The 21686-nt window shown below is 72.0% G+C and carries 10 protein-coding genes; 5 read left to right on the top strand and 5 right to left on the bottom strand.

Annotated elements, in window-relative coordinates; translation table 11 throughout:
• The 4 genes from ACIG5F_RS41195 to ACIG5F_RS41180 all read right to left on the bottom strand — a co-directional run.
• On the bottom strand, positions 1-11501 hold an 11501-nt coding region (locus ACIG5F_RS41195; RefSeq protein ID WP_396525581.1), incomplete at its 3' end, for a beta-ketoacyl synthase N-terminal-like domain-containing protein.
• A 35-nt stretch (positions 11502-11536) separates the two neighbouring features.
• Entirely contained in the window at positions 11537-12559 is a 1023-nt protein-coding gene (locus ACIG5F_RS41190; protein WP_396525579.1) for an alpha/beta hydrolase, read from the bottom strand.
• Positions 12556-13341, bottom strand: a complete 786-nt coding sequence (locus tag ACIG5F_RS41185; protein ID WP_396525577.1) for a 2-oxo acid dehydrogenase subunit E2 — start codon at positions 13339-13341, stop codon at positions 12556-12558. Before ACIG5F_RS41185 ends, ACIG5F_RS41190 begins: the two co-directional genes overlap by 4 nt.
• 7 nt (positions 13342-13348) lie before the next feature.
• Positions 13349-14389: a 3-oxoacyl-ACP synthase III family protein gene (locus ACIG5F_RS41180; protein WP_396525576.1), complete on the bottom strand. Its 1041-nt coding sequence runs from the start codon at positions 14387-14389 to the stop codon at positions 13349-13351.
• A gap of 151 nt (positions 14390-14540) precedes the next feature.
• Between ACIG5F_RS41180 and ACIG5F_RS41175 the strand changes: the two genes are divergently transcribed.
• From ACIG5F_RS41175 to ACIG5F_RS41165, 3 genes are read left to right on the top strand one after another with little or no spacing between them, the layout of a single operon-like run.
• A complete protein-coding gene (locus ACIG5F_RS41175) occupies positions 14541-16193 on the top strand; it encodes an ABC transporter substrate-binding protein (RefSeq protein WP_396525575.1) in 1653 nt (550 codons plus the stop codon).
• 8 nt (positions 16194-16201) lie between these two features.
• Complete coding sequence (locus tag ACIG5F_RS41170; RefSeq protein WP_396525574.1) at positions 16202-17119, top strand: ABC transporter permease; 918 nt, start codon at positions 16202-16204, stop codon at positions 17117-17119.
• A complete protein-coding gene (locus ACIG5F_RS41165; RefSeq protein ID WP_396525573.1) occupies positions 17116-17967 on the top strand; it encodes an ABC transporter permease in 852 nt (283 codons plus the stop codon). The genes ACIG5F_RS41170 and ACIG5F_RS41165 overlap by 4 nt, the downstream gene beginning before the upstream one ends.
• A 24-nt stretch (positions 17968-17991) precedes the next feature.
• Here the strand turns inward: ACIG5F_RS41165 and ACIG5F_RS41160 are convergent, their stop codons facing one another.
• Positions 17992-19002 (bottom strand): MsnO8 family LLM class oxidoreductase, encoded by a 1011-nt coding sequence (locus ACIG5F_RS41160; protein WP_396525572.1) that lies wholly within the window; start codon positions 19000-19002, stop codon positions 17992-17994.
• Between the two features lie 212 nt (positions 19003-19214).
• On the opposite strand from ACIG5F_RS41160, the gene ACIG5F_RS41155 reads away from it, so the two are divergent.
• On the top strand, positions 19215-20435 hold the full coding sequence (locus ACIG5F_RS41155) for a cytochrome P450 (protein ID WP_396525571.1): 1221 nt from the start codon (positions 19215-19217) through the stop codon (positions 20433-20435).
• 51 nt (positions 20436-20486) lie between these two features.
• Entirely contained in the window at positions 20487-21680 is a 1194-nt protein-coding gene (locus tag ACIG5F_RS41150; RefSeq protein WP_396525570.1) for an LLM class flavin-dependent oxidoreductase, read from the top strand.
• The last annotated feature ends 6 nt before the right edge of the window (positions 21681-21686 follow it).

Here is a 21686-nt window from a genome sequence, read left to right as displayed (position 1 = left end):
GTGGCGAGGTGGTGGGCGATGAGTTGGCCGAGTTGGCCGGTGCCGCCGGTGATGAGGACGGTTTTGGTGGGGTCGAGCGGTGAGGGCCGGTCGGTCGCCGGCAGCCGAACCAGGCGAGGTTCGGTGATGGTGTCGGGTTCGGTCATGAGCAGGAACTGGTTGGGGTGTTCGGATTGTGCGGTGCGGACGAGTCCGTGGATGGGGGCGTGGTCGAGGGTGTCGTCGGTGACGATGGCGAGTCGGTGGTCGGCGGGGTGGTCGTGCTTGAGCCAGTCCTGGATGACGTCGAGGGTCTCGTGCACGTCGATCGCGTGATGGCGGACGAGGTGCAACCCAGAGTCGGGAGTGACCGGCACCCAGTCGACGCCGTACAGCGGCAGCGCCGGCCGGTTCGACATCGGACGTAGCGCAAGGGAATCGACCGCCGCGACCGGCTGACCGGACTGGTCGGCGATGGTCAGCGCGACCGTGTCCGAGCCGGTGGAGACCAAGCGGACGCGCAGCGCGGTGGCGCCGGTCCTGTGATTGCGCACACCGGACCACGAGAACGGCAGCAGGAGACGGTCACCAGCCAGCGGATGCAGGGCCGCGTCCAACAACGCGGGGTGGAGCGCGAATCGGTCGGCCGAGGCCTGTAGTTCCGTCGGCAGCTCGACTTCGGCGAACAGATCCGTGCCCCGTTGCCACAGGCGGCGCAGGCCCTGGAACGACGGTCCGTAGGCATAACCCTGGTCGGCCAGCGCGGTGTAGTCCACTGGGAGTTCGGCCGCGTCGTTGGGCGGCCACTCCGCCAGTTCGACGCCCTCGCCGGCCGTGGCGCTCAGCGTTCCGGTGGCGTGCTTGGTCCAGTCCGCCGGGTCGCCGTCCGTGGGCGCGGAGTGGATGGCGATCGACCGGCGGCCGACGTCGTCCGCTTCGCCGACGGTCACCTGGAGCCGGATCGCCCCCTGCTCCGGGAGAACGACCGGAGCGAGCACGGTCAGCTCGTCGACGGTCGGGGTCTCGGTGCGTTCGCCGGCCTGCACGGCCATTTCCACCAGCGCTGCCGCCGGCAACAGCACGGTGTCGGCGACGACGTGGTCGGCCAGCCAGGGATGCTCGGACCGCGACAGTTCGGCGGTGAGCACCAGGCTGTTGCTCTCGGCCAGCTCGACCTCGGCGCCCAGCAACGGATGCCGCACGGCCGAGACGCCGAGTCCGCTCGCCACCCCGGCCGGGGCGTCCAGCCAGTAACGGCGACGCTGGAACGCGTAGTTGGGCAGGGGAATCCTTTGCGCGCCGGGAAAGACTCGTGACCAGTCGACGGCCGCCCGGCGCAGGTGCCCGTGCGCGATGGCGACGGCCAGGGTCTCGGCCGTGGGCTTTCCCGGTCGGAGGACGGCAGTGGCCGCGTCCGATGCCTCGGTGAGGGCCGTGAGGGTGGCGTCGGGGCCGAGTTCCAGGTAGCTGGCGACCCCGAGGTCGGCCAGTGTGCGCAGGCCGGTGTGAAAGCGCACCGGTGCGGCGATGTGCTCGGCCCAGTAGTCGGGGCTGGTGAGTTGCTCGTCGGTGGCGGGCGTGCCGGTCAGGTTCGAGACCACCGGGATGGTCGGGTGGTGGTAGGTGATTTCGGCGGCGATGGCGCGGAATTCGGGCAGGGCACTGGCCATGTGCGGGGAGTGGAAGGCGTGGCTGACCCGCAGGCGCTTGGTGCGTCGCCCGCTGGCCCGCCAGCTGCTGGCCATCCGCTCGGCTTCGTCCGCGTCACCCGAGATGACGACCGCCTCCGAGCCGTTGACGGCGGCGAGGGTGACGGTGTCGGTGAGGGTGGGGGCGATCTCGGTTTCGGTTGCCTGGATTGCGATCATGGCGCCGTCGTCGCGGGCGGCTTGCATGAGTCGGCCGCGGGCGGCGACGAGTTTCGCGGCGTCTGGTAGATCGAACACGTCGGCGACGTGGGCGGCGGCGAGTTCGCCGATCGAGTGGCCGGCCAGGTAGTCGGGAGCCAGCCCGTAGGAGCGGACAAGGTGGTACAGGGCGACTTCGAGGGCGAACAGGGCTGGTTGGGCGTATTCGGTGCGGTGCAGGAGGTCGTCGGGGTTGGTGAACATGATGTCGCGGAGCGGTTGGTCGAGGTGAGGTTCGAAGGCGGCGAAGATCTGGTCGAGGGCGGCGGCGAATACAGGTTCGGTGGTGTAGAGGTCGTGGCCCATGCCGGTTCGTTGGCTGCCTTGGCCGGTGAAAAGGAACGCGGCCTTCCCGGCCAGGTCGCCGCGGATCAGCTGGTCGCCGACGAGCACCGCCCGGTCGGGCAACGCGGGTCGTGTGGCGAGCGTGTAGCCGATGTCAGTTCGATCGGAATCGGGATGAGCCGCGAGAAAACCGCGCAACTGGTCGACCTGGGCGTCCAACGCCGCCGTGCCCCGGGCCGACACCACCAGCGGCAGTGCCGTTCGACCGTCACGCGGCCGTTCGATCCGGGGCTGCCCGGCTGGTTCCTCGATGATGACGTGGGCGTTGGTGCCGCTGATGCCGAACGAGGAGATGCCGGCCCGGCGTGGCCGGTCGCCGGCTGGCCACTCCACCGGTTCGGTGAGCAGTGCGACGGCACCCGCCGACCAGTCGACGTGCGGGGACGGCTCGTCCACGTGCAGGGTGCGTGGCAGTGCGCCGTGCCGCATCGCCTCGATCATCTTGATCACGCCGCCGACCCCGGCCGCCGCCTGGGAGTGGCCGATGTTCGACTTGAGCGAGCCCAGCCACAGCGGCTGGTCCCGGTCCTGGCCGTAGGTGGCCAGCAGGGCCTGGGCCTCGATCGGGTCACCCAGCGTGGTGCCGGTGCCGTGGGCCTCCACAGCGTCCACATCGGACGGACGAAGTCCCGCCGCCGCGAGTGCGGCCCGGATGACCCGCTCCTGGGACGGGCCGTTCGGCGCCGTCAGACCGTTGCTGGCCCCGTCGGAGTTGACCGCCGACCCGCGCAGGACCGCCAGCACCTGATGACCGTTGCGCCGGGCGTCGCTGAGGCGCTCGACCAGCAGCAGGCCGACTCCCTCGCTCCACCCCGTGCCGTTGGCGCTGGCCGCGAAGGAGCGGCAGCGGCCGTCGGGGGACAGGCCGCGCTGCCGGCTGAACTCGATGAACGTACTCGGGCTGGACATCACGGTGACGCCGCCGGCCAGGGCCAGGTCGCATTCGCCGGTGCGCAGCGCCTGCGCGGCCAGGTGCAGGGCGACCAGCGAGGAGGAACACGCGGTGTCCACGGTCAAGGCGGGGCCGGTGAGGCCGTAGGTGTAGGCGATACGACCGGAGACCACGCTGGAGGTGTTGCCGGTCAACAGATAACCCTCCACCTCCTCGGGGGTCCGGCCGAGCCGCGCGGCGTAGTCGTCGTACATCACGCCGCTGAACACACCGGTGTTGCTGCCCCGCACGGTCGCCGGGTCGATACCCGCGTTCTCGAACAGCTCCCACGCGGTTTCCAGCAGCAGCCGCTGTTGCGGGTCGGTCGCGGTCGCCTCGCGCGGGGAGATGCCGAAGAACTCGCGGTCGAACTGGTCGGCGTCGTGAAGGAAGCCGCCATGGCGGCTGTACGTGGTGCCGATGTGGTCGGGGTCCGGGTCGTACAGCGTGGTCAGCGGCCAACCCCGGTTGACCGGGAACTCGCTGATCGCGTCGACTCCGTCGACGACCAACCGCCACAGGTCCTCCGGCGATCGCACACCGCCGGGGTAGCGGCAGGCCATGCCGACGATCACGATGGGATCGTCGTCGGACTGTCGGACGGCCGGACGCGCGGGTTCGGGGAGGGCGGGTTCGGCGAGCCGGCCGAGCAGGAACTCGGCCAGGGCGCTGGGGGAGGGGTGGTCGAAGACCGCGGTCGCGGGGATCGGGAGACCGGTCACCGCGACGAGGCGGTTGCGCAGCTCGATCCCGGCGAGCGAGTCGAAACCCTGTTCCTTGAACGCGCGGGTCGGATCGAACGTGGCCGGATCGGCGTGCCCCAGCACGGTCGTGGCCGCGCCGCGCACCGCGTCCAGCAACGCGACCCGCTGCTCCTCGGCCGGACGTTCGGCCAGCGCCGCCCCCCATGAGTCGCCGGTGGGCCGAGGTGCTGCCCGCCGCCGCCCCACGGCGGCCTTGGTGATCTTGGCCGGCACCAGCAACGGCCGGTCGGCGCGCAACGCCGCGTCGAACAGCGCCAGTCCATCCTGAGTGGACAGTGGGGCCACGCCGTTGCGGGCCCATCGGGCCACGTCCGCGTCGGCGAGCGAGTCGCCCATGCCGTGTTCCCACAGGCCCCAGGCCAGGGACACCGCCGGGAGTCCGAGGGCGCGCCGGTGGTGGGCCAACGCGTCCAGATAGGTGTTGCCGGCCGCGTAGTTGGCTTGGCCGGCGTTGCCGATGACGCCGGACATCGAGGAGAACAGGACGAATGCCGAAAGGTCGAGGTCCCGGGTGAGGTCGTGCAGGTGTCGGGCCGGTTCGATCTTCGACCGCAGCACGTCGTCGAGCCCCTCGTGCGTGAGGGCCGTGACGGTCGCGTCGGCCAGCACGCCGGCGAGGTGGAACACCGCGGTCAACGGGTGTTCGGCGGGAATACCAGCCAGGACCTCGGCCAGGGCGGCGCGGTCGGCCGCGTCGCACGCGACGACGGTGACGTCGGCATCGATGTCGGGGACGGGCCCGCCACTCCGGCTGAGCAGGAGCAGATGCCGCGCGCCGTGTCGGGCTGCCAGGTGCTGAGCGAACAGCCGGCCGAGCGCGCCGGTGCCACCGGTGATCAGCACTGTGCCGTTCGGGTCGATCCGGGGAGCGGCGGCGGCCTCGTCCGGCTCGGCCGTGGCGAGCCTGGGCACATGCAGACTCCTGCCGCGCACCGCCACCTGAGGCTCCCCGCTGGCCAGCGCGGCCGTCAGCAGAGGTGAGTCCGGCTGGTCGACGTCGACCAGGACGAACTGGTCGGGGTGTTCGGTCTGCGCCGTGCGCAGCAGGCCCCAGACCGACGCTGCCGCCAGCCCGGTCACCTGGTCGTCCGGCAGTACGCCCACGGCGTTCGTGCTCACCACAACCAGGCGGGCACCGGTCGCCCGGTCGTCGGCCAGCCAGGTCCGCACGAGATCCAGGGCCCAGGCCGCGACCGCGCGTGGCGACAGGTCCGACGGCACGTGCTCCACGCGGAAGCCCTCTGATGACGGGGAGTCCGGCACCGGGACGGTGGGCCAGGACAGGTGGCGCAGTCCTTCGACGCCGGTGGTGCGGGCCGGTCGAAGCGTGAGCGAACCGATGGCGGCGACCGGTGCGCCGCTCTGGTCGGCGATAGCCAGGGCGGCGGAGTCCGGGCCGGTTCGGGTGATTCGGACGCGCAGCGCGGTCGCGCCCGCGGTGTGGACGGTGGCCCCGGTCAGCGCGAACGGCAGCAGCAGCCGGTCGGCCGCGGCGTGGACGAGCGGGTGCAGGGCGGCGTCCAGCAGAGCGGGGTGCACGCCGAAACCGCGCGGCTCGTGCGGCAACGCGATCTCGGCGTACAGGTCGTCGCCGGCTCGCCAGCAGGCCCGCACGCCCCGGAAGGCCGGGCCGTAGACGTAGCCGAGATCGGCCAACCGGTCGTAGAACCCATCCAGGCCAACGGATTCGACGTCGGCCGGCGGCCACGCGAACAGCGGTTCCGGCGCGCTCGACGCCTCGCCGAGCACGCCGGCGGCGTTGTGTGTCCATTGTGGATCTTCGATGTCGGCGGCCGAGTGAATGCCCACCGGGCGGCGGCCGTGCGGGTCGGGCGGTCCAACGGTGATCTGGAGGTGCAGCCCGCCCCGGTCCGGCACGGCCAGCGGGGCGGCCAGCGTCAGCTCCTCGACGCCCGGCAGCCCGATCCACCGGCCGGCCGCGACGGCGAGATCGAGCAGGGCAGTGGCCGGGGCCAGCGCCCGGTCGTCGATGACGTGATCGAGTAGCCACGGGTGCTCGTCGGCGGAGATCCGGCCGGTGAACAGGAATTCGTCGCGATCGGCCACGCTGATCGCGGTGTCCAGGAACGGGTGGTCGAGGGTGGTCTCGGTGGTGGGCGCGGTGAGCCAGAACCGGGTGCGCCGGAACGGATAGGTCGGCAGGTCCACCGGCCGGCCGGCCGGGCACAACGCGAGCAGGTCCGGATCGGTGGCTCGGGCGACCGCTGCCAGCAGGGTCGCCTGCTCCGGCTTTCCCCGGCGCAGCACCGAGGCCGCGACGATCGGCTCGTCGGCCAGGGTCTCCCGGGTGAGCGAGGAGAGGGTGGCGTCCGGGCCCAGTTCGAGGAAGTGGGTCGTGCCGGCGGCGCGCAGGGCCCGCGCCGAGTCGCTGAACCGCACCGGCGCGGTGATGTGCGTGGTCCAGTACTCGGGATCGACCAGGTCCGCCGCCGAGGTCGTGAGCGGGATGGTCGGGTGGTGGTAGGTGATTTCGGCGGCGATGGCGCGGAATTCGGGCAGGGCACTGGCCATGTGCGGGGAGTGGAAGGCGTGGCTGACCCGCAGGCGCTTCGTGTCTCGCCCACGCGCCCGCCACGCCGTCGCGATCTCCTCGGCCTCGTCGGCGTCGCCGGCGATGACCACGGAGTGGGGACTGTTGACGGCGGCGAGGGTGACGGTGTCGGTGAGGGTGGGCGTGATCTCTGCTTCTGTTGCCTGGATGGCGATCATCGCGCCGTCGTCGCGGGCGGCTTGCATGAGCCGTCCGCGGGCGGCGACCAGCTTCGCCGCGTCGGCGAGGTCGAACACGCCGGCGACGTGGGCGGCGGCGATCTCGCCGATCGAGTGGCCGGCCAGGTGGTGCGGCGTGGCGCCGAATGAGCGAACGAGGTGGTACAGGGCGACTTCGAGGGCGAACAGGGCCGGCTGGGTGTACTCGGTGCGGTGCAGCAGGTCGTCGGGGTTGGTGAAGATGACGTCGCGCAGCGGTTGGCCGAGATAAGGGGTGAAGGCGGCGCAGATCTCGTCGAAGGCCGCGGCGAACACCGGTTCGGTGACGTAGAGGTCGTGGCCCATGCCGGCTCGTTGGCTGCCCTGGCCGGTGAACAGGAACGCGGTCTTCCCGGCGGCGGGGCTGAAGTCCGGCTGGCCCAGCGCCGCCAGCAACTCCTCCCGATCGCCGCCGAGGGCGATCGCGCGATGGTCGAAAGCGGGGCGGCGAGCCAGGGTGTGGCTGACATCGCGGAGATCGAGATCCGGGTGCGCGACCAGGTGGGAACGCACCCGAGCCAGTTGCTCGCGCACACCGGACTCGTCCTGGGCGGAGACAACCAGCAGAACCGGTCGGGTCACCGCGGCCGGCCGCGTGCTCAACTCCGGCGCTTCCTCGATGATGACGTGCGCGTTGGTGCCGCTGATGCCGAAGGACGAGACGGCGGCCCGGCGCACGCGGTCGCCCGCCGGCCACGGCACCGGTTCGGTGAGCAGTGCGACCGCACCCGCCGACCAGTCGATGTGCGGGGACGGCTCGTCCGCGTGCAGGGTGCGCGGCAGGACGGCGTGCCGCATCGCCTCGATCATCTTGATCACGCCGCCGACCCCGGCGGCGGCCTGGGTGTGGCCGATGTTCGACTTGAGCGAGCCCAGCCACAGCGGGTGGTCGCGGTCCTGGCCGTAGGTGGCCAGCAGGGCCTCGGCCTCGATCGGATCGCCCAGCGTGGTGCCGGTGCCGTGCGCCTCGACGACGTCCACATCGGACGGCCCGAGCCCGGCGTTGGCCAGCGCCTGCCGGATGACCCGTTGCTGGGCCGGGCCGCTCGGGGCGGTCAGGCCGTTGCTGGCCCCGTCGGAGTTGATCGCCGAACCGCTCAGCACCGCCAGGATCGGATGGTTGTGGCGGAGCGCGTCGGACCTGCGCTCCACCACGAGCATGCCGACGCCCTCGGCCCAGCCGGTGCCGTCGGCGGCCGCGCCGAACGCCTTGCAGCGGCCGTCGGGGGACAGGCCGCGCTGCCGGCTGAACTCGAGGAACATGCCCGGGGTCGCCATCACGGTCGCTCCGCCGGCCAGGGCCAGGTCGCATTCGCCGGTGCGCAGCGCCTGCGCGGCCAGGTGCAGGGCGACCAGCGAGGACGAACACGCGGTGTCGACCGTCACCGCCGGACCCGACAGGCCGAGCGTGTAGGCCACCCGACCAGACGCGACGCTGGCCGAGCCACCGGTCAAGAGGTACCCCTCGGCCCCGTCGGCGCGCTGGTGCAGCCGAGGGCCGTAGTCCTGCGCCATCACGCCGGCGAACACCCCGGTCGAGCTCTCCCGCAGCCCGGTGGGGTCGATGCCGGCCCGCTCCAGTGCCTCCCATGAGGTTTCCAGCAGCATCCGTTGCTGCGGGTCCATGGCCGCGGCCTCGCGCGGGCCGACACCGAAGAACGCGGCGTCGAACTGGTCGGCGTCGTGCAGAAAACCGCCGTGGCGGGTGTAGGACTTGCCGGGCCGGCCCGGTTGCGGGTCGTACAGGGCGGCCAGGTCCCAGCCGCGCCCGGCCGGGAACTCGCCGATCGCGTCCACGCCCTCGGCGACCTGGCGCCACAGGTCGGCCGGCGATCGCACGCCGCCGGGGTAGCGGCAGGCCATGCCGACGATCACGATCGGGTCGTCGTCGGCCGCGCTCGCCCGCGTGACGACTTCTGTTGCCGTGCCGGACAGTTCGCGCGCCAGATGCTCCGCGAGCGCGGCGGGGGTGGGGTGGTTGTAGGCCACGGTCGCGGGCAGCGCCAGGCCGGTGACCCCGGCGAGCCGGTCCCGGAACTCGACCGCCGTGCGCGAGTCGAACCCTAGATCCTTGAAGGTGCGCCGCGGATCCACCACGTCCGCCGTGACGTGCCCCTGCACGATCGCGACTGTGGTGCGGACCAGTTCGAGCAGGTCGGTCGCGCCGCCGCCGGAGTTGGTCGGGGCAACTGGCGACGGGGCGGGCGCGCGTTTCCCGGGTGCGGCCACGTTGCCGACCCAATGGCGCTCGCGTTGGAAGGGATATGTCGGCAGCGAAACGACCTGGGCCGGGCCGAACAGCGGGTCCCAGCGCACCGGGACGCCGTTGGCGAACAGCGTGGCTAGCGCCGCGAGCAGCGCAGTCGATTCGGGATGGTTGTGGCGCTGCGCCGGCACGAGCAACGCGTCGGGAGCCACCGCTCGGGCCAGGCCGGTGAGCACGGCGTCCGGGCCGAGTTCCAGGCCGCGGACCGCACCCAGCGAGGCGAGACCGTCGCCGAACCGCACGGCCGACCGGACGTGGTCCACCCAGTACTCGGGGGACGCGATGCGGTCGGCGGCCACCAGTGCGCCGGTCACATTGGAGACGACGGGAATGCGGGGCGGCGCATAGGAAAGACCAGCGGCGATCGCGCCGAACTCGGCCAGCATCGGCCCCATCAACGCCGAGTGGAACGCGTGGCTGACGGTCAGTCGCCGGGTGCGTCGGCCGTGCGCGGAGAACACCCCGGCCAGGGCCAGCACCGCGTCCTCGGCGCCTGAGATCACCGTGGCCGTCGGGCCGTTGACCGCGGCGATGTCGACCAGTGGGGTGAGCGCGTCGCGCACCTCGTCCTCGGTGGCCTCCAGCGCGACCATCGCCCCGCCGGCCGGCAGCGCCTGCATCAGCCGTCCGCGCGCGGTGACCAGCCTCGCTGCGTCGGTGAGGTCGAGCACGCCGGCCACGTGCGCCGCGGCGAGTTCGCCGATGGAGTGGCCGATGAGGTGGTCCGGTCGAACGCCGAACGCGGTGACCAACCGGTACAGCGCCACCTCGAAGGCGAACAGCGCCGGCTGGGTGTAGGCGGTCTGGTCGACGGCGGTCGCATCGGCGAACATCACCTCGCGCAGCGACCGGTCCAGGTGCGGATCGATGGCCGCGCAGATCTCGTCCAGTGCCTCGGCGAACGCCGGGAAGTCGCGGTACAGCCCGGAGCCCATGCCGGCCCGCTGACTACCCTGGCCGGCGAACAACATGGCGAGCGGCACGGCGTCCGACACGCTGCCGGTCACCAGGTTCGCCGCGGGCAGGCCGGCGGCCAGTGCCGACAGCCCGGCGCGGAACTCGGCCGGGTCGGTGCCGAACACCACGGCCCGGTCCTCGAACGCGCTACGGGTGCTGGCCAGCGCAAGGCCGATGTCGGCAGGCGACGCCTCGTCGCCGACCAGCGGCAGGAGCCGGGCCGCAGCGGCCCGCACGGCCGCCGTTCCCCGGCCGGACAGGACCCACGGCAGTGGTCCGGCGGTCGTACGTGGTGGTGCGGGTGGACGGGCCGGGCCCTCGGTCAGCACCAGGTGGCAGTTGGTGCCGCCCATGCCGAACGAGCTGACGCCGGCGACCAGCCGGTCGTCCGCCCACGGCGCGTGCTCGGTCTGCACGCGCAGGTTCAGTTCCGTGAGCGGGATGTCCGGGTTGGGGGTCTCGTAGTTCAGGCTCGGCGGCAGCTCGCGGTGGGCGATGCTCAGCGCGACCTTGATCAGGCCGACGATGCCGGCCGCGCCCTCCAGATGGCCGACGTTGGTCTTGGCCGACCCGACCGGCAGGGGGGTCTCGCGGTGCCGGCCGATGGCCGCGCCGAGCGCGGCCGCCTCGATCGGGTCGCCGACCCGGGTGCCGGTGCCATGCAACTCGACGTAGCCGATCTCGGCTGGGTCGATGCCGGCCCGCCGGTGGGCCGCGGTGATCAGCGCGGCCTGCGCCCGCGCGCTCGGCACGGTGAGGCCGTCGGTGGCGCCGTCGCTGTTGACCGCGTTGCCGCGGATCACGGCGTAGACCGGATCGTTGTCGGCGACGGCGGCGGCCAGCGGCTTGAGCACGACCAGGCCGCCGCCCTCGCCCCGCACGTAGCCGTTGGCCCGGGCGTCGAAGGTGTAGCAGCGGCCGTCCGGGGACAGCGCCCCGAACCGCGCGGCCCCGATCGTCCCCTCGGCCAGGATGTTCAGGTTGACGCCGCCGGCGATCGCCAGCTCCGACTCGCCGGTGCGCAGGCTCTCCACCGCGGCGTGCACGGCGACCAGCGCCGAGGACTGCGCCGAGTCCACGGTGACGCTGGGGCCGTGCAGGTCGAGGGTGTAGGAGACGCGGTTGGCGATGACGCCGCGATTGAGCCCGGTGACGGAGTGCGAGGTGATCGCGTCGGGGCCGTGGGAGTGCAGGAGTGCCGCGTAGTCGTCCCAGATCGCGCCGACGAACACCCCGGTTCGGCTGCCGCGCAACCGGTCCGGCACGATCCGCGCATCCTCGACCGCCTCCCAGGCCAGCTCCAGCACGAGCCGCTGCTGCGGGTCCATGGTCGCGGCCTCCCGCGGCGAGATGCCGAAGAAGCCGGGATCGAATTCGTCGACCTGGTCGAGGAAACCTCCCCGGGATATGCCGACGCCGGCCAACGACGCGCCGTTCCAGCGGTTCGCCGGGACGTCGGTCACGGCGTCCGTGCCCTCGCGCAGCAGCCGCCAGAACTCGGCGGGACCTCCGGCCCGCGGCAGTCGACAGGAAAGACCGATGATCGCTACCGCGTCGGACGCGGTGCCGGGCTCGATCGTCATCGCGGGCTTGTGCCTCCTCGTGCGAAGCGGACGACTCAGGAACTTGCGGCGGAACGCAGCTCGACCAGGGACCGGACCATCCAGTCCCTGGTCTGCGCGGCATGGGCCGGCGCGCCATGCACGTCGTCGTGCTCCAGCACCCGCAGATCGCGGATGTGTTCGCGCAGCAGGGAAAGATCGGTGGCCGGGACGATCTCGTCGCGGCTGGAGGCCACGTAGCGCACCGGAACGTCCACTCGGGACAGATGGGCGTCGGACAGGGCGAAGGGCGGCAGGGCGGTGTCGAGGCGTGCGCGGGGCACGCCGACCAGATGAGCCAGCGTGTCCACGGTGACCGCGGGCAGGCCCGCCTGCCACGAGCGGTCGGTGAACAGGTCGCGGACCGGCGCGCCGGCCGTGATGATCGCGCGCACCCGGTGGTCGTCGGCGGCGGCGCGCAGCGCCAGATGGCCGCTGAAACTGATCGCCATCACGTACGTTCGCGCGACTTCGGCCCGGTCGGCCAGCGCGTCCAGGACGGCCGGCAGCATGCGCCAGCTGTGCTCGTCGTAGCGCACGGTGTTCTCACCGACACCGGGCATCTCGGTCACGACGCCGGCCAGGCCGAGATCGCGGGCGGCCAGCAGCACTGGCGCCCATTGCTCCTTGAGGCTGACGATCCCGCCCAGGATCAGCAGCAGCGGCCTCGGGTCCGTTGTGGACAGTCCGGTGGTCCAGGCGCCGACCCGCCCGCCGAGGATCTTCCAGTCGGCGCGCTCGATGCCGGGGACCGCCCGTCGCCACTCGTCCAGCGCGTCGACGCAGTCGGTGAGCGCCGCGGCCCGATCCTGGCCGTCCACGAACGGAAAGCGGGCGAAGCCGTAGTACTGGCTGGCGGCCAGCGGCTCACCGGCGTCGAGCAGCGTGTCGGCCGCGCGGCTCCACTCGAGCGTCCACGAGCCGGGGCCGACGCCGTCGTGGCGGATCGCGGCGAACAGCGCGCGGTACCGCTCGGCCGGGATGCCCAGGGATTCGGCGTGGGTGGCCACGTAGCGTTTCAGCTCCTCGACGTCGTTCACCGCCGCGCCCCGTTCGCCGTCGCGGAGACCCCGGTCACCGCGAACTCCTCGAGTCCCTGCTTGATCTCGGCCAGCACGTCCGCGGCCGCCGCGCCGTCGATCACCCGATGGTCGAAGGCCAGGCTGAGCCGCATGACCGGCGCGATCACGATCACGCCGTCCCGCACCACCGGCCGGTCGACCACCTGGCCCAGCCCCAGCGTGATCGTGGTGCCCCCGACGGAGTGGAACGAGTCGACTGGCCGGTGGCCGAGCGAGGTCACCGAGAACGTGCCCCAGATCGCCGCGCGGCGCTCCAGCGGGCGCACCACCTTGCGGAACGCGCGGAAGGCGCCGCGCCAGCGCAGCCCGTGCAGTGTGCGCACACCGCTGAACTCGGGCGCGGTGTCGGGGTCGAGATCGCGCAGGCGCGTCACCTGGGCCTGGATCTCGTCCAGGCCGGCGGTGTGCAGGTCGCGCAGCACCACGGAGAGCACGACCCGCTCTCCGGCCATGGTCTTGTCCAGGGTGAGCTTGCCGTGCGCGCCGGGATACCGGGCGATCCTGGGCCGGACGCCGTCGAGGATGGCGGCGTTGGCCTCGGGATGCCGGACGAGCACCCGAGCCGCCGTGTGCAGCACGAAGGTGACCGGCGAGATCCGGCGCGTGGCGCGGATCTCGCCGATCCGACTGAAATCCACCTCGGTGTCCAGGAACACCGGCGCGAACTCACGGGTCTGCCGCAGGAAGTAGAGGGTGTGCCGGCGCTGCCGCGCGATGGTGCTGATGATCGGCTCGCTCACCAGCGTCTCACACCCTTTCCAAGGCGAAGCCCGCCTTGATCCACTTGCTGGACTCCACCGCGATGCCCAGCACCCGGTCGCCGTCGACCAGTCGCGGCAGCACCCGGGCCAGCTGCTGGAAGGGCAGCGCGTTGGCGTTGTTGCCGGTATCGGCCACCACGCTGATCTCCTCCGCGCCGGGCACGTCGAGCCGGGCCGTGATCTGGCTGGTCATCCGGCCGGACAGCTGCGGCGGCAACAGGTAGTCCACGTCGGTCGCGGTCCAGCCCAGCTCGTCCAGCAGCTCCTTGAGGATCTCCTCGGCCATCGCCGGCACGGACTCCTCTATCGCCTTGTAGTCCTCGCGCGACCCGGTGCGGCCGGGCGCGTGGTCGGCCGGCCCGAACCATTCCAGGATCTGGCCCGGCGCGCGGTCCTTGCCGGTCAACCGGGTCAGCACGGTGCGCAGCACGGTGGTCTCCACGCCCGGCTCGGCCGGCGCGCCGGACAGCACGGCCGCGCCGGCCCCGTCGCCGAACAGCGCGATGTTCACCAGTTCCGCCGGGGGCAGCGAACGCAGGTCCAGATCGAGGTCGTAGTGCTTGGCGATCACGTCGCCGCCCAGCACGAGCGCGGTGCGGTACCCACCCGCGGCCATCAGCCGCCGGGCGACGTCCAGCGCCTGGAACGCGCCGGCGCAACCGGACTGCAGCTGGAAGGTGGGCACGCCGTCGATGCCGAGGCGGTCGGCGATCACGTTCACGGTGGCCGGCATCAGGTTGTCGGGGGTGGCCGTGCCCAGCACCACCAGGTCGACGTCCGCGCCGGTCAGCCCGGCGTCGGCCAGAGCGCTGCCCCCGGCGGCCGTGCCGAGGTCGGCGAGGGAGTAGCGCACCTCGCCGCTGTCCAGGTCGACCGCGAGATGCCGGGTTCGGGTGCCCACGAACGCGTCCACCCACTGCACCCACAGCTGATCCATACCGAACCGGCGGGCCAGTTCGGCATTGCCCACGGGTGGCCCGGGCAGGGCGGTGCCGACCGAGAGAAGGCGGATTGACGACGAATCCATGTCGTCCAGCATCGGCACGGGCGCTAAAGCGGCGCTTGCGCCCGACTTGGCGTCCCACTCCGTGCGCACTAAGCGTTTTCGCTGATGTGGTCACGCCGCGCCGTCGGTACGGTGCCGATCAATTCGACCGGGCGCGGAATGGAGTGCGGATATGCACACGCGGAGGCGATTTCTGTCGCTGTCGGCCGGGACGATCGCGGTCGTCGCGAGCGGCGCCGGACTGGCCGCGTGCAGCGCGGCCCAGGGCCGCTCGGACAGCGGCGACGCCGGGCCACCCCGGGCCGGCGGCACGCTCACCGTGGCCGAGCCGACCTCGCCGATCGGCTGGGATCCGCACGTCGGCACGGAGGACCTGCTCGGCCTGATCCTGCGCCCGGTGTTCGACTCGCTGGTGGCGCAGAAGGCCGACGGCACGTTCGCGCCCTGGCTGGCCACGTCGTGGACGATTTCGCCGGACGGACTGAACTACACCTTCGTCCTGCGCGAGGACGTCACCTTCACCGACGGGACCCCGTTCGACGCCGCGGCCGTGCAGGCCAATCTGGAGCACGTGGTCGCGCCGAGCACGGCCTCCCGGTACGCGAAATCGCTGCTCGGTCCCTACAGCGCGACCACCGTGCTGGACGCGCACACGGTGCGGATCACGCTGAGCCGGCCCTATTCCCAGTTCCTCCAGGCCGTCAGCTCCACCTATCTCGGCTTCCACTCGCCGAAGGCGTTGCGGGAGCACCCGAACGACCTCGGCGCCGGCGGCCGGCACACGGTCACCACCGGCGCGTTCACCTTCGATTCGGTCACCCAGGGGCAGCAGGCCGTGTTCAAGCGCCGCCCCGACTACAAGTGGGGGCCGGGCTCGGCCAACCACACCGGACCGGCCTATCTGGACGGTTTCACCGTGATGTTCGTGCTGGACGACCAGACCCGGGTCGGCGCGGCCACCTCGGGCCAGGTCGACATCGCCGACCAGGTGCCGGCCAGCCAGCTGGTTGTGGTGCGTGACGCGGGCAGCGTGAACCTGGTCAGCCGGGACAGCCCCGGCGCGCCCTTCTCGTACTACATGAACACCCGCCGGCCGCTGTTCTCGGATGTCAATGCGCGCAAGGTGTTGCTGCACGGCGTGGACGTCGCGGGCATCACCAGGGGCCTGTTTCAGAGCCAGTACGCGCCGGCGACCTCGGTGCTCAGCTCCTCCACCCGCGATTTCGCCGACCAGAGCGGCCAACTCGGCTACCACCCCGACCAGGCCGAGTCGTTGCTGGCCACGCTCGGCTACACCGGCCGCGACGGCGCCGGCTACCGCACGAAGAACGGCCAGCGCTTCACCGTGCAGCTGCCGTTCGCCACGGCGAACACCACCGATGAGCGGCGCGCGTTCAACACGGCCGTCCAGGACGGGCTCAAGAAGATCGGCGTGGACCTGGTGCTCACCGAGCTCGACGCGCCGACCTACATCAACCGGGCCAGGGCCGGCGACTACGACCTCTCGGCGATCGCCTGGGGCGGCTCGGACGGCGCGGTGCTGTGGAACCTGTTCTATTCCAAGAACCTGGTGCCCGCCGGCGGAGCCAACGTGTCCTGGGTGGACGACGCCACACTGGACTCATTGTTGACCGGAGCGGAGAACACCGTCGAACCGGCCGAGCAGCGCCGGTTCTACCAACAGGCGCAGGCGCGGGTGATCGCCCAGGCGTATTCGCTGCCGACCTATGTGGCCAAACGCAGTCTCGCCGTCCGGCCCGTGGTCCACGACTTCGGTTTCGACGCGGCCGGCTGGCCGTTCATCTACGACATCTGGCGCGGTTGATGCGAGTAATGCGACGGATTCTGGCCGGGCTTCTGGTGCTGTGGGGCGCGGCCACGCTCACTTTCCTGGCCCTGCACCTGATTCCGGGCGACCAGGTCGATGCGATCCTCGGCCCCAGCCTCAGCGTGACGCCGGAGTTGCGCGCGCAGATCACCGCCCAGTACGGCCTCGACCATCCGCTGGTCGTCCAGTACCTCGACTACCTCGGCCAGCTGCTGCGCGGCGACCTCGGCCGGTCCTACCAACGCGATATGCCGGTGAGCGCGCTGCTGGCCGAGCAAGTCGGGCCGACCGTGCAACTGGCCCTGTCCGCCGCGCTCGCCGCGTTCGTGGTGGCGGTGCTCGCCGTGCTGGTCACGGCGGGCAGTGGCCGGTTCGGCCGGTGGACGGCCACGGCGATCGAGCTGCTCGCCGTGTCGGTGCCGAATTTCTGGCTCGGCCTGATCCTGCTCACCGTCTTCTCCTTCACCTTCCCGATCTTCCCGTCGGTCGGCGCGGGCGGACCGCTCGGCCTCGTCCTGCCGACCGCGACGCTGGCCCTGCCGTTGGGTGGCGTGCTGGCCCAGGTGATCCGGCAGGAGCTTGAGCTGGCCAACGGCCGGCCGTTCGCGGTGAGCGTGCGGGCCCGGGGCGCGAGCGAGTTCCATCTCACGCTGCGGCACACCCTCCGGCACGCCGTCACGCCGGTGGTCACCCTGTCCGCGTGGGTGGTCGGATCCCTGATCGGCGGCACCGTATTGGTGGAGAACATCTTCGTGCGGCCGGGCATCGGCCGGATACTGGTCGGCGCGGTCGTCTCCCGGGACATCCCGGTGGTGACGGCGGTGGTGCTGCTGTCCGCGGTCGCCTTCGTGGTCGTCAACACGGCCGCCGACCTGCTCTACCCGATCATCGATCCCCGACTGCGCGCGGAGAGCCGAGCATGAGCGTCGAACTGGCCCTGCCGGAGCCGCCGGCGAACGCGGTGTCGGCCCGGGCCGCCGGGCGGATCGGGACGTGGCTGGGCGTCGCGCTGGTGCTCTTGGCATTGGCCGTGCTGGCGTTCCCCGGCTGGTTCGCCGGCGGCCAGCCCAACGCCACCGACGTGTCGCACGCCTTCGAACCGCCATCGCCGGGACATCTGCTCGGCACCGACGAGCTCGGCCGCGACGTGGGCGCCCGCGTGGTCTACGGCGCGCGGATCTCCCTGTCCGTCGGGGTTCTCGCGGTGGGCATCGGGATGGTCGGCGGTGTCCTGCTCGGCCTGCTGTCCGGGCTGGGGCGCGGCTGGGTCGACACCGTGGTCATGCGGGTGCTCGACGTCCTGCTGGCCGTGCCCGAACTGCTGCTCGCACTGCTGGTGGTGGCGATCATCGGACGCGGCTCGCTGAACGTCGCGGTGGCCATCGGCGTGGCGGCCGTGCCGCATTTCGCGCGCCTTGTGCGGGGCCAGGCGCTGTCGGTGCTGCGGTCGGAATATGTGGAGGCGGCCAAGATTCTCGGCGTGCCGCCGGCGCGGTACCTGGTCCGGCACGTGCTGCCGAACGTCGGCGGCCCGCTCGTGGTGATGGCGTCCATCGGAACCGGCTCGGCGATCACCGCCGCGGCCGGGCTGAGCGTGCTCGGACTGGGACCTTCCGCGCCGTCGCCGGAATGGGGCGCGATGCTATCGGAGGGGCAGGCCTACCTGGGCACGGCATGGTGGATCGCGGTGTTTCCCGGCCTCGCGGTGGTCGTCGTCGTGCTGTCGCTGACGCTGCTCGGCCGCAGCGCGCAGGCGCGGCGGCTGCGCTGAGCGCCCGCCGCCGCGTGCGCCCGGCTACGCGGCGACCGGCGCGGCCAGCCCGACGGCGACCGCCAGGCGGTGGCAGGAGGCGATGCGGTCGTTCGGGTCGTAGGTGTTGCTCACCACCATGACCTCGTCCGCGCCGGCCGCGTCGGCGAGCTCGGTGAGCTGGGCGCGCACCAGATCGGGCCCGCCGGCCAGGTCGGAACGCAGGTCCAGCGGCTCGGCGACCCGCCGCTCCGCCGCGGTGTACCGGTGCGCCAGCGCCTGATCGGCCGGCCGCAACGCCTGCGGGTCGCCGGCCAGCTGCTGCACGTTGGCCAGCCGCTCCGAGGCGGCGATCGCCGCGCCGTGCTCGTCGTCCTCGCCGACCCAGGCCCGTAGCACCAGGATCGCGTGCGCCCGTTCCCCCTCGAACGCTTCGCGGTAGCGGCGCAACGCGGCCACGGCCAGCGCGGGGTCGCGGAAGCCGGCCGACAGCGCGTACGGCAGGCCGAATCGGGCGGCGGACTCGGCCGAGGACGTGCTCGCGCCCAGCAACACCACCGGCGGCGACGGCACATCGTCGGGCATGACCTGGATCCCCGCGGGTGCGCCGGCCGGGAATGGGCCGAGGCCGGCGAATGCCAGCACCAGGGCGAGTTGCCGGTCGAACGACGACTGGCCGCCCGGCTCCCGCAGCAGCGCGGACGCGGTGAGGTCGTTGTTGGCGCCGGTCGACCGACCGATGCCCAGATCGATCCGGCCCGGGAACAGCGCCTCCAGCGTGCGGAACTGCTCGACCACGTGCAGCGGTGCGTGATTGGGCAGCATGATGCCGCCGGCCCCGACCCGCAGCCGTTCGGTGACCGATGCCAGCCGGCCGATCAGGATCTCCGGTGCGGCGATCGCCCGGCTCGCCGTGCCGTGGTGCTCGGCGACCCACATCCGGGCGTACCCGAGCCGGTCCAGCGCCTTGGCCAACGTGAGGGAATCACACAGCGCCTGCCGGGGGCCGACATCGTGGCGGACCGGCCCCTGGTCAAGAACGGAGAAGATCGTCAACGGAACTCCTCAATGGTTTCTCTTCGCGGACCGACCGCAGATTAGCGTCGGCGCTCTCATTGCTTCTGAAGTCGAGCTAAAGCTGGGACAAGGAAAGGATTGGCTCCGGCTCGACCGCGCTTGCCCGGTCGGCGATCCGCTGGCTAGCGTCGAATCGGCGCAGGTCATGGCGACTGGTCGTCACATCCATTCCAAGGCGCGCGGAGGCCGTTTTGTCACTCCCATCAGCGGCGTTGTCGGCCGAGTTCGTGGACGCGCCGGCGTTTCCGCAGCGGCGCGTGTGCCCGTACGAGCCGCCGGTCAGCTACACCGAGCTCAGCGAACGGGGTCCCATCAACCCGGTCACGCTGTGGAACGGCCGGCGGGTCTGGGTGGTGACCAGCTACGCGCTCGGCCGCACCCTGCTGTCCGATCCGAGGATGTCCTCGGATCGCAGCCGTGACGAGTACCCGTCGATGGCCCCCAACCTGTCGGCCGAGGCGGCGCGCAAACTGGTCCTGGTCGGCATGGATCCGCCCGAGCACGACGTGCACCGCCGGCTGCTCTCGCCCTACTTCGGCCTGAAGCAGGCCCGAGCCATGCGACCGGCCGTGCAGGCGATCGTCGACGAGCTCGTCGACGGCATGCTGGCCAAGGGCCCGGTCGCCGACCTGGTCGCCGATTTCGCGCTGGCCATTCCCAGCCGCACCATGTTCGCGCTGATGGGCATTCCCGACGACGAGGCCGAGTTCTTCGAGTCGGTGACCTCGGGCATCATGCAGGGCGTCGACGCCGCGGGCGCGCAGGAGGCCGGCGCCCGGTTCGTCGCCTACCTGGACCAGCTGGTCGCGGCCCAGGAACGCGAGCCCGGCCGCGGTCTGATCGGCGAGCTCGCCCGGCTGGTGGGCGCCGGCGAACTCGACCACGCCGAGCTGGTGCAGATCACGATGGTGCTGCTGATCGCCGGGCTGGAGACGACGGCGTCGATGATTCCGGTGGGCGCCCTGGTGTTGCTGCGGCATCCCGAGCAACTGCGGGAACTGCAGGCCGGCACGGTGCCGCTGCCGGCGGCGGTCGAGGAGCTGCTGCGGCTGGCGGCCGTGACCGATTTCGCCGCGATCCGGTGGGCCAAGGAGGACATCGAGGCCGACGGGCACCGCATCGCCGCTGGTGAGGGCGTGGTGGTGTCCTCGCCGATGGTAAACCGGGATCCGGCCGTGCACGAGGATCCGTACGCCTTCCGGATCGATCGCGGCAGCCGCAAGCACATGACGTTCGGATACGGCATTCACCAGTGCCTCGGCCAGAACCTCGCCCGGCTGCAGCTGGAAGTGGCCTACGAGACGCTGTTCCGCCGCATCCCCGGGCTGCGCCTGGCCGTGCCGGCCGAGCAGGTCACGGTCCGGCCGGTGGGCACCATGCAGGGCGTGCGCGAGCTGCCCGTCACCTGGTGACGGCGGACGCCGGAATCCCCTCAGCGACAACACAAGGATGTGTGGTGACCCGTGGCTAATCCGGTTCAGGTGCATCTGGCGATCGCGCTCGACGGCGCCGGCTGGCATCCGGCCGCGTGGCGAACCGCGGACGTGCCGGCGCACGCGTACTTCGGCCTGCGCTACTGGGCCGACCTGGTGGCGGAAGCGGAAGCGGCGTGCGTCGACTACGTGAGCTTCGAGGACGAGTTGACCGTGCAGTCCCCCCTGCCCGCCGGTCGGGACGACCGCGTGGATCTGTTCCGGGGCCGGTTCGACGCGGTGCAGCTGTCGGCCAGTCTGGCCGCGCGCACCCGGAACCTGGGCTTCGTGCCGGTCGCGACGACCACCCACACCGAGCCGTTCCACGTGTCCACCGCGATCGCCACGCTCGACCACGTGAGCCTCGGCCGGGCCGGCTGGCAGGCCCGGGTGTCGCGCAATCCCAGTGAGGCCCGCAATGTCGGCCGCCGCACGATTCCCGAGATCGAGCTGCCCGGCGTCACCAGCCCGACCAAGACGAAGCTGCGCGCCGAGTTGTACCGGGAAGCCGGGGACTTCGTCGAGGTCGCGCGCCGGCTCTGGGACTCCTGGGAGGACGACGCGGTCATCCGGGACCTGCCGACCGGCCGCTACCTCGACCGGGACCGCTTGCACCACATCGACTTCACCGGTTTCGCGTTCTCGGTGAAGGGCCCGTCGGTGGTGCCGAGGCCGCCCCAGGGGCAGCCCCCGGTGGCGGTGCTCGCGCACGAGCCCAACGCCTTCGCGCTGGCCGCCCGGTGCGCCGACATCGTCTACGTGACGCCCACCGACGAGCACGATGCCGCCCGGATCGTCGGCGCGGTCCGGACGGCCGAGGCCGAGGTGGACCGCCGCGGGCCCGCGTTGAGGATTCTCGCGGATCTGGTCGTCATCCTGGGCCCCGACGCGGCCGATCGCCGGGCGCGCTTGGACGAGCTGGCCGGTGCGGCGCTGACCAGCGACGCCGCCGTCTTCGTCGGGTCGCCGGCCGAACTGGCCGAGACGGTGCTGCGTTGGCGGGCAGCCGGGATCGACGGCTTCCACCTGCGACCGGGTTCGCACGCCGACGACCTGATCGCCATCACCCGGGGCCTGGTGCCCGAACTCCGGGCGCGTGGGGCGTTGCGCGCCGAATACGGGTCGCCGACCCTGCGCGGCCGGTTCGGCCTGTCCCGCCCGGAAAACCGTTACGCGGCAGTGTGATCCTCG

The organism is Kutzneria sp. NPDC052558 (assembly GCF_044547355.1).
In the GTDB taxonomy this organism is placed as follows: Bacteria; Actinomycetota; Actinomycetes; order Mycobacteriales; family Pseudonocardiaceae; genus Kutzneria.
Note: the sequence above shows the minus strand (reverse complement) of the source record. Positions and strands in the feature narration are given on the sequence as shown.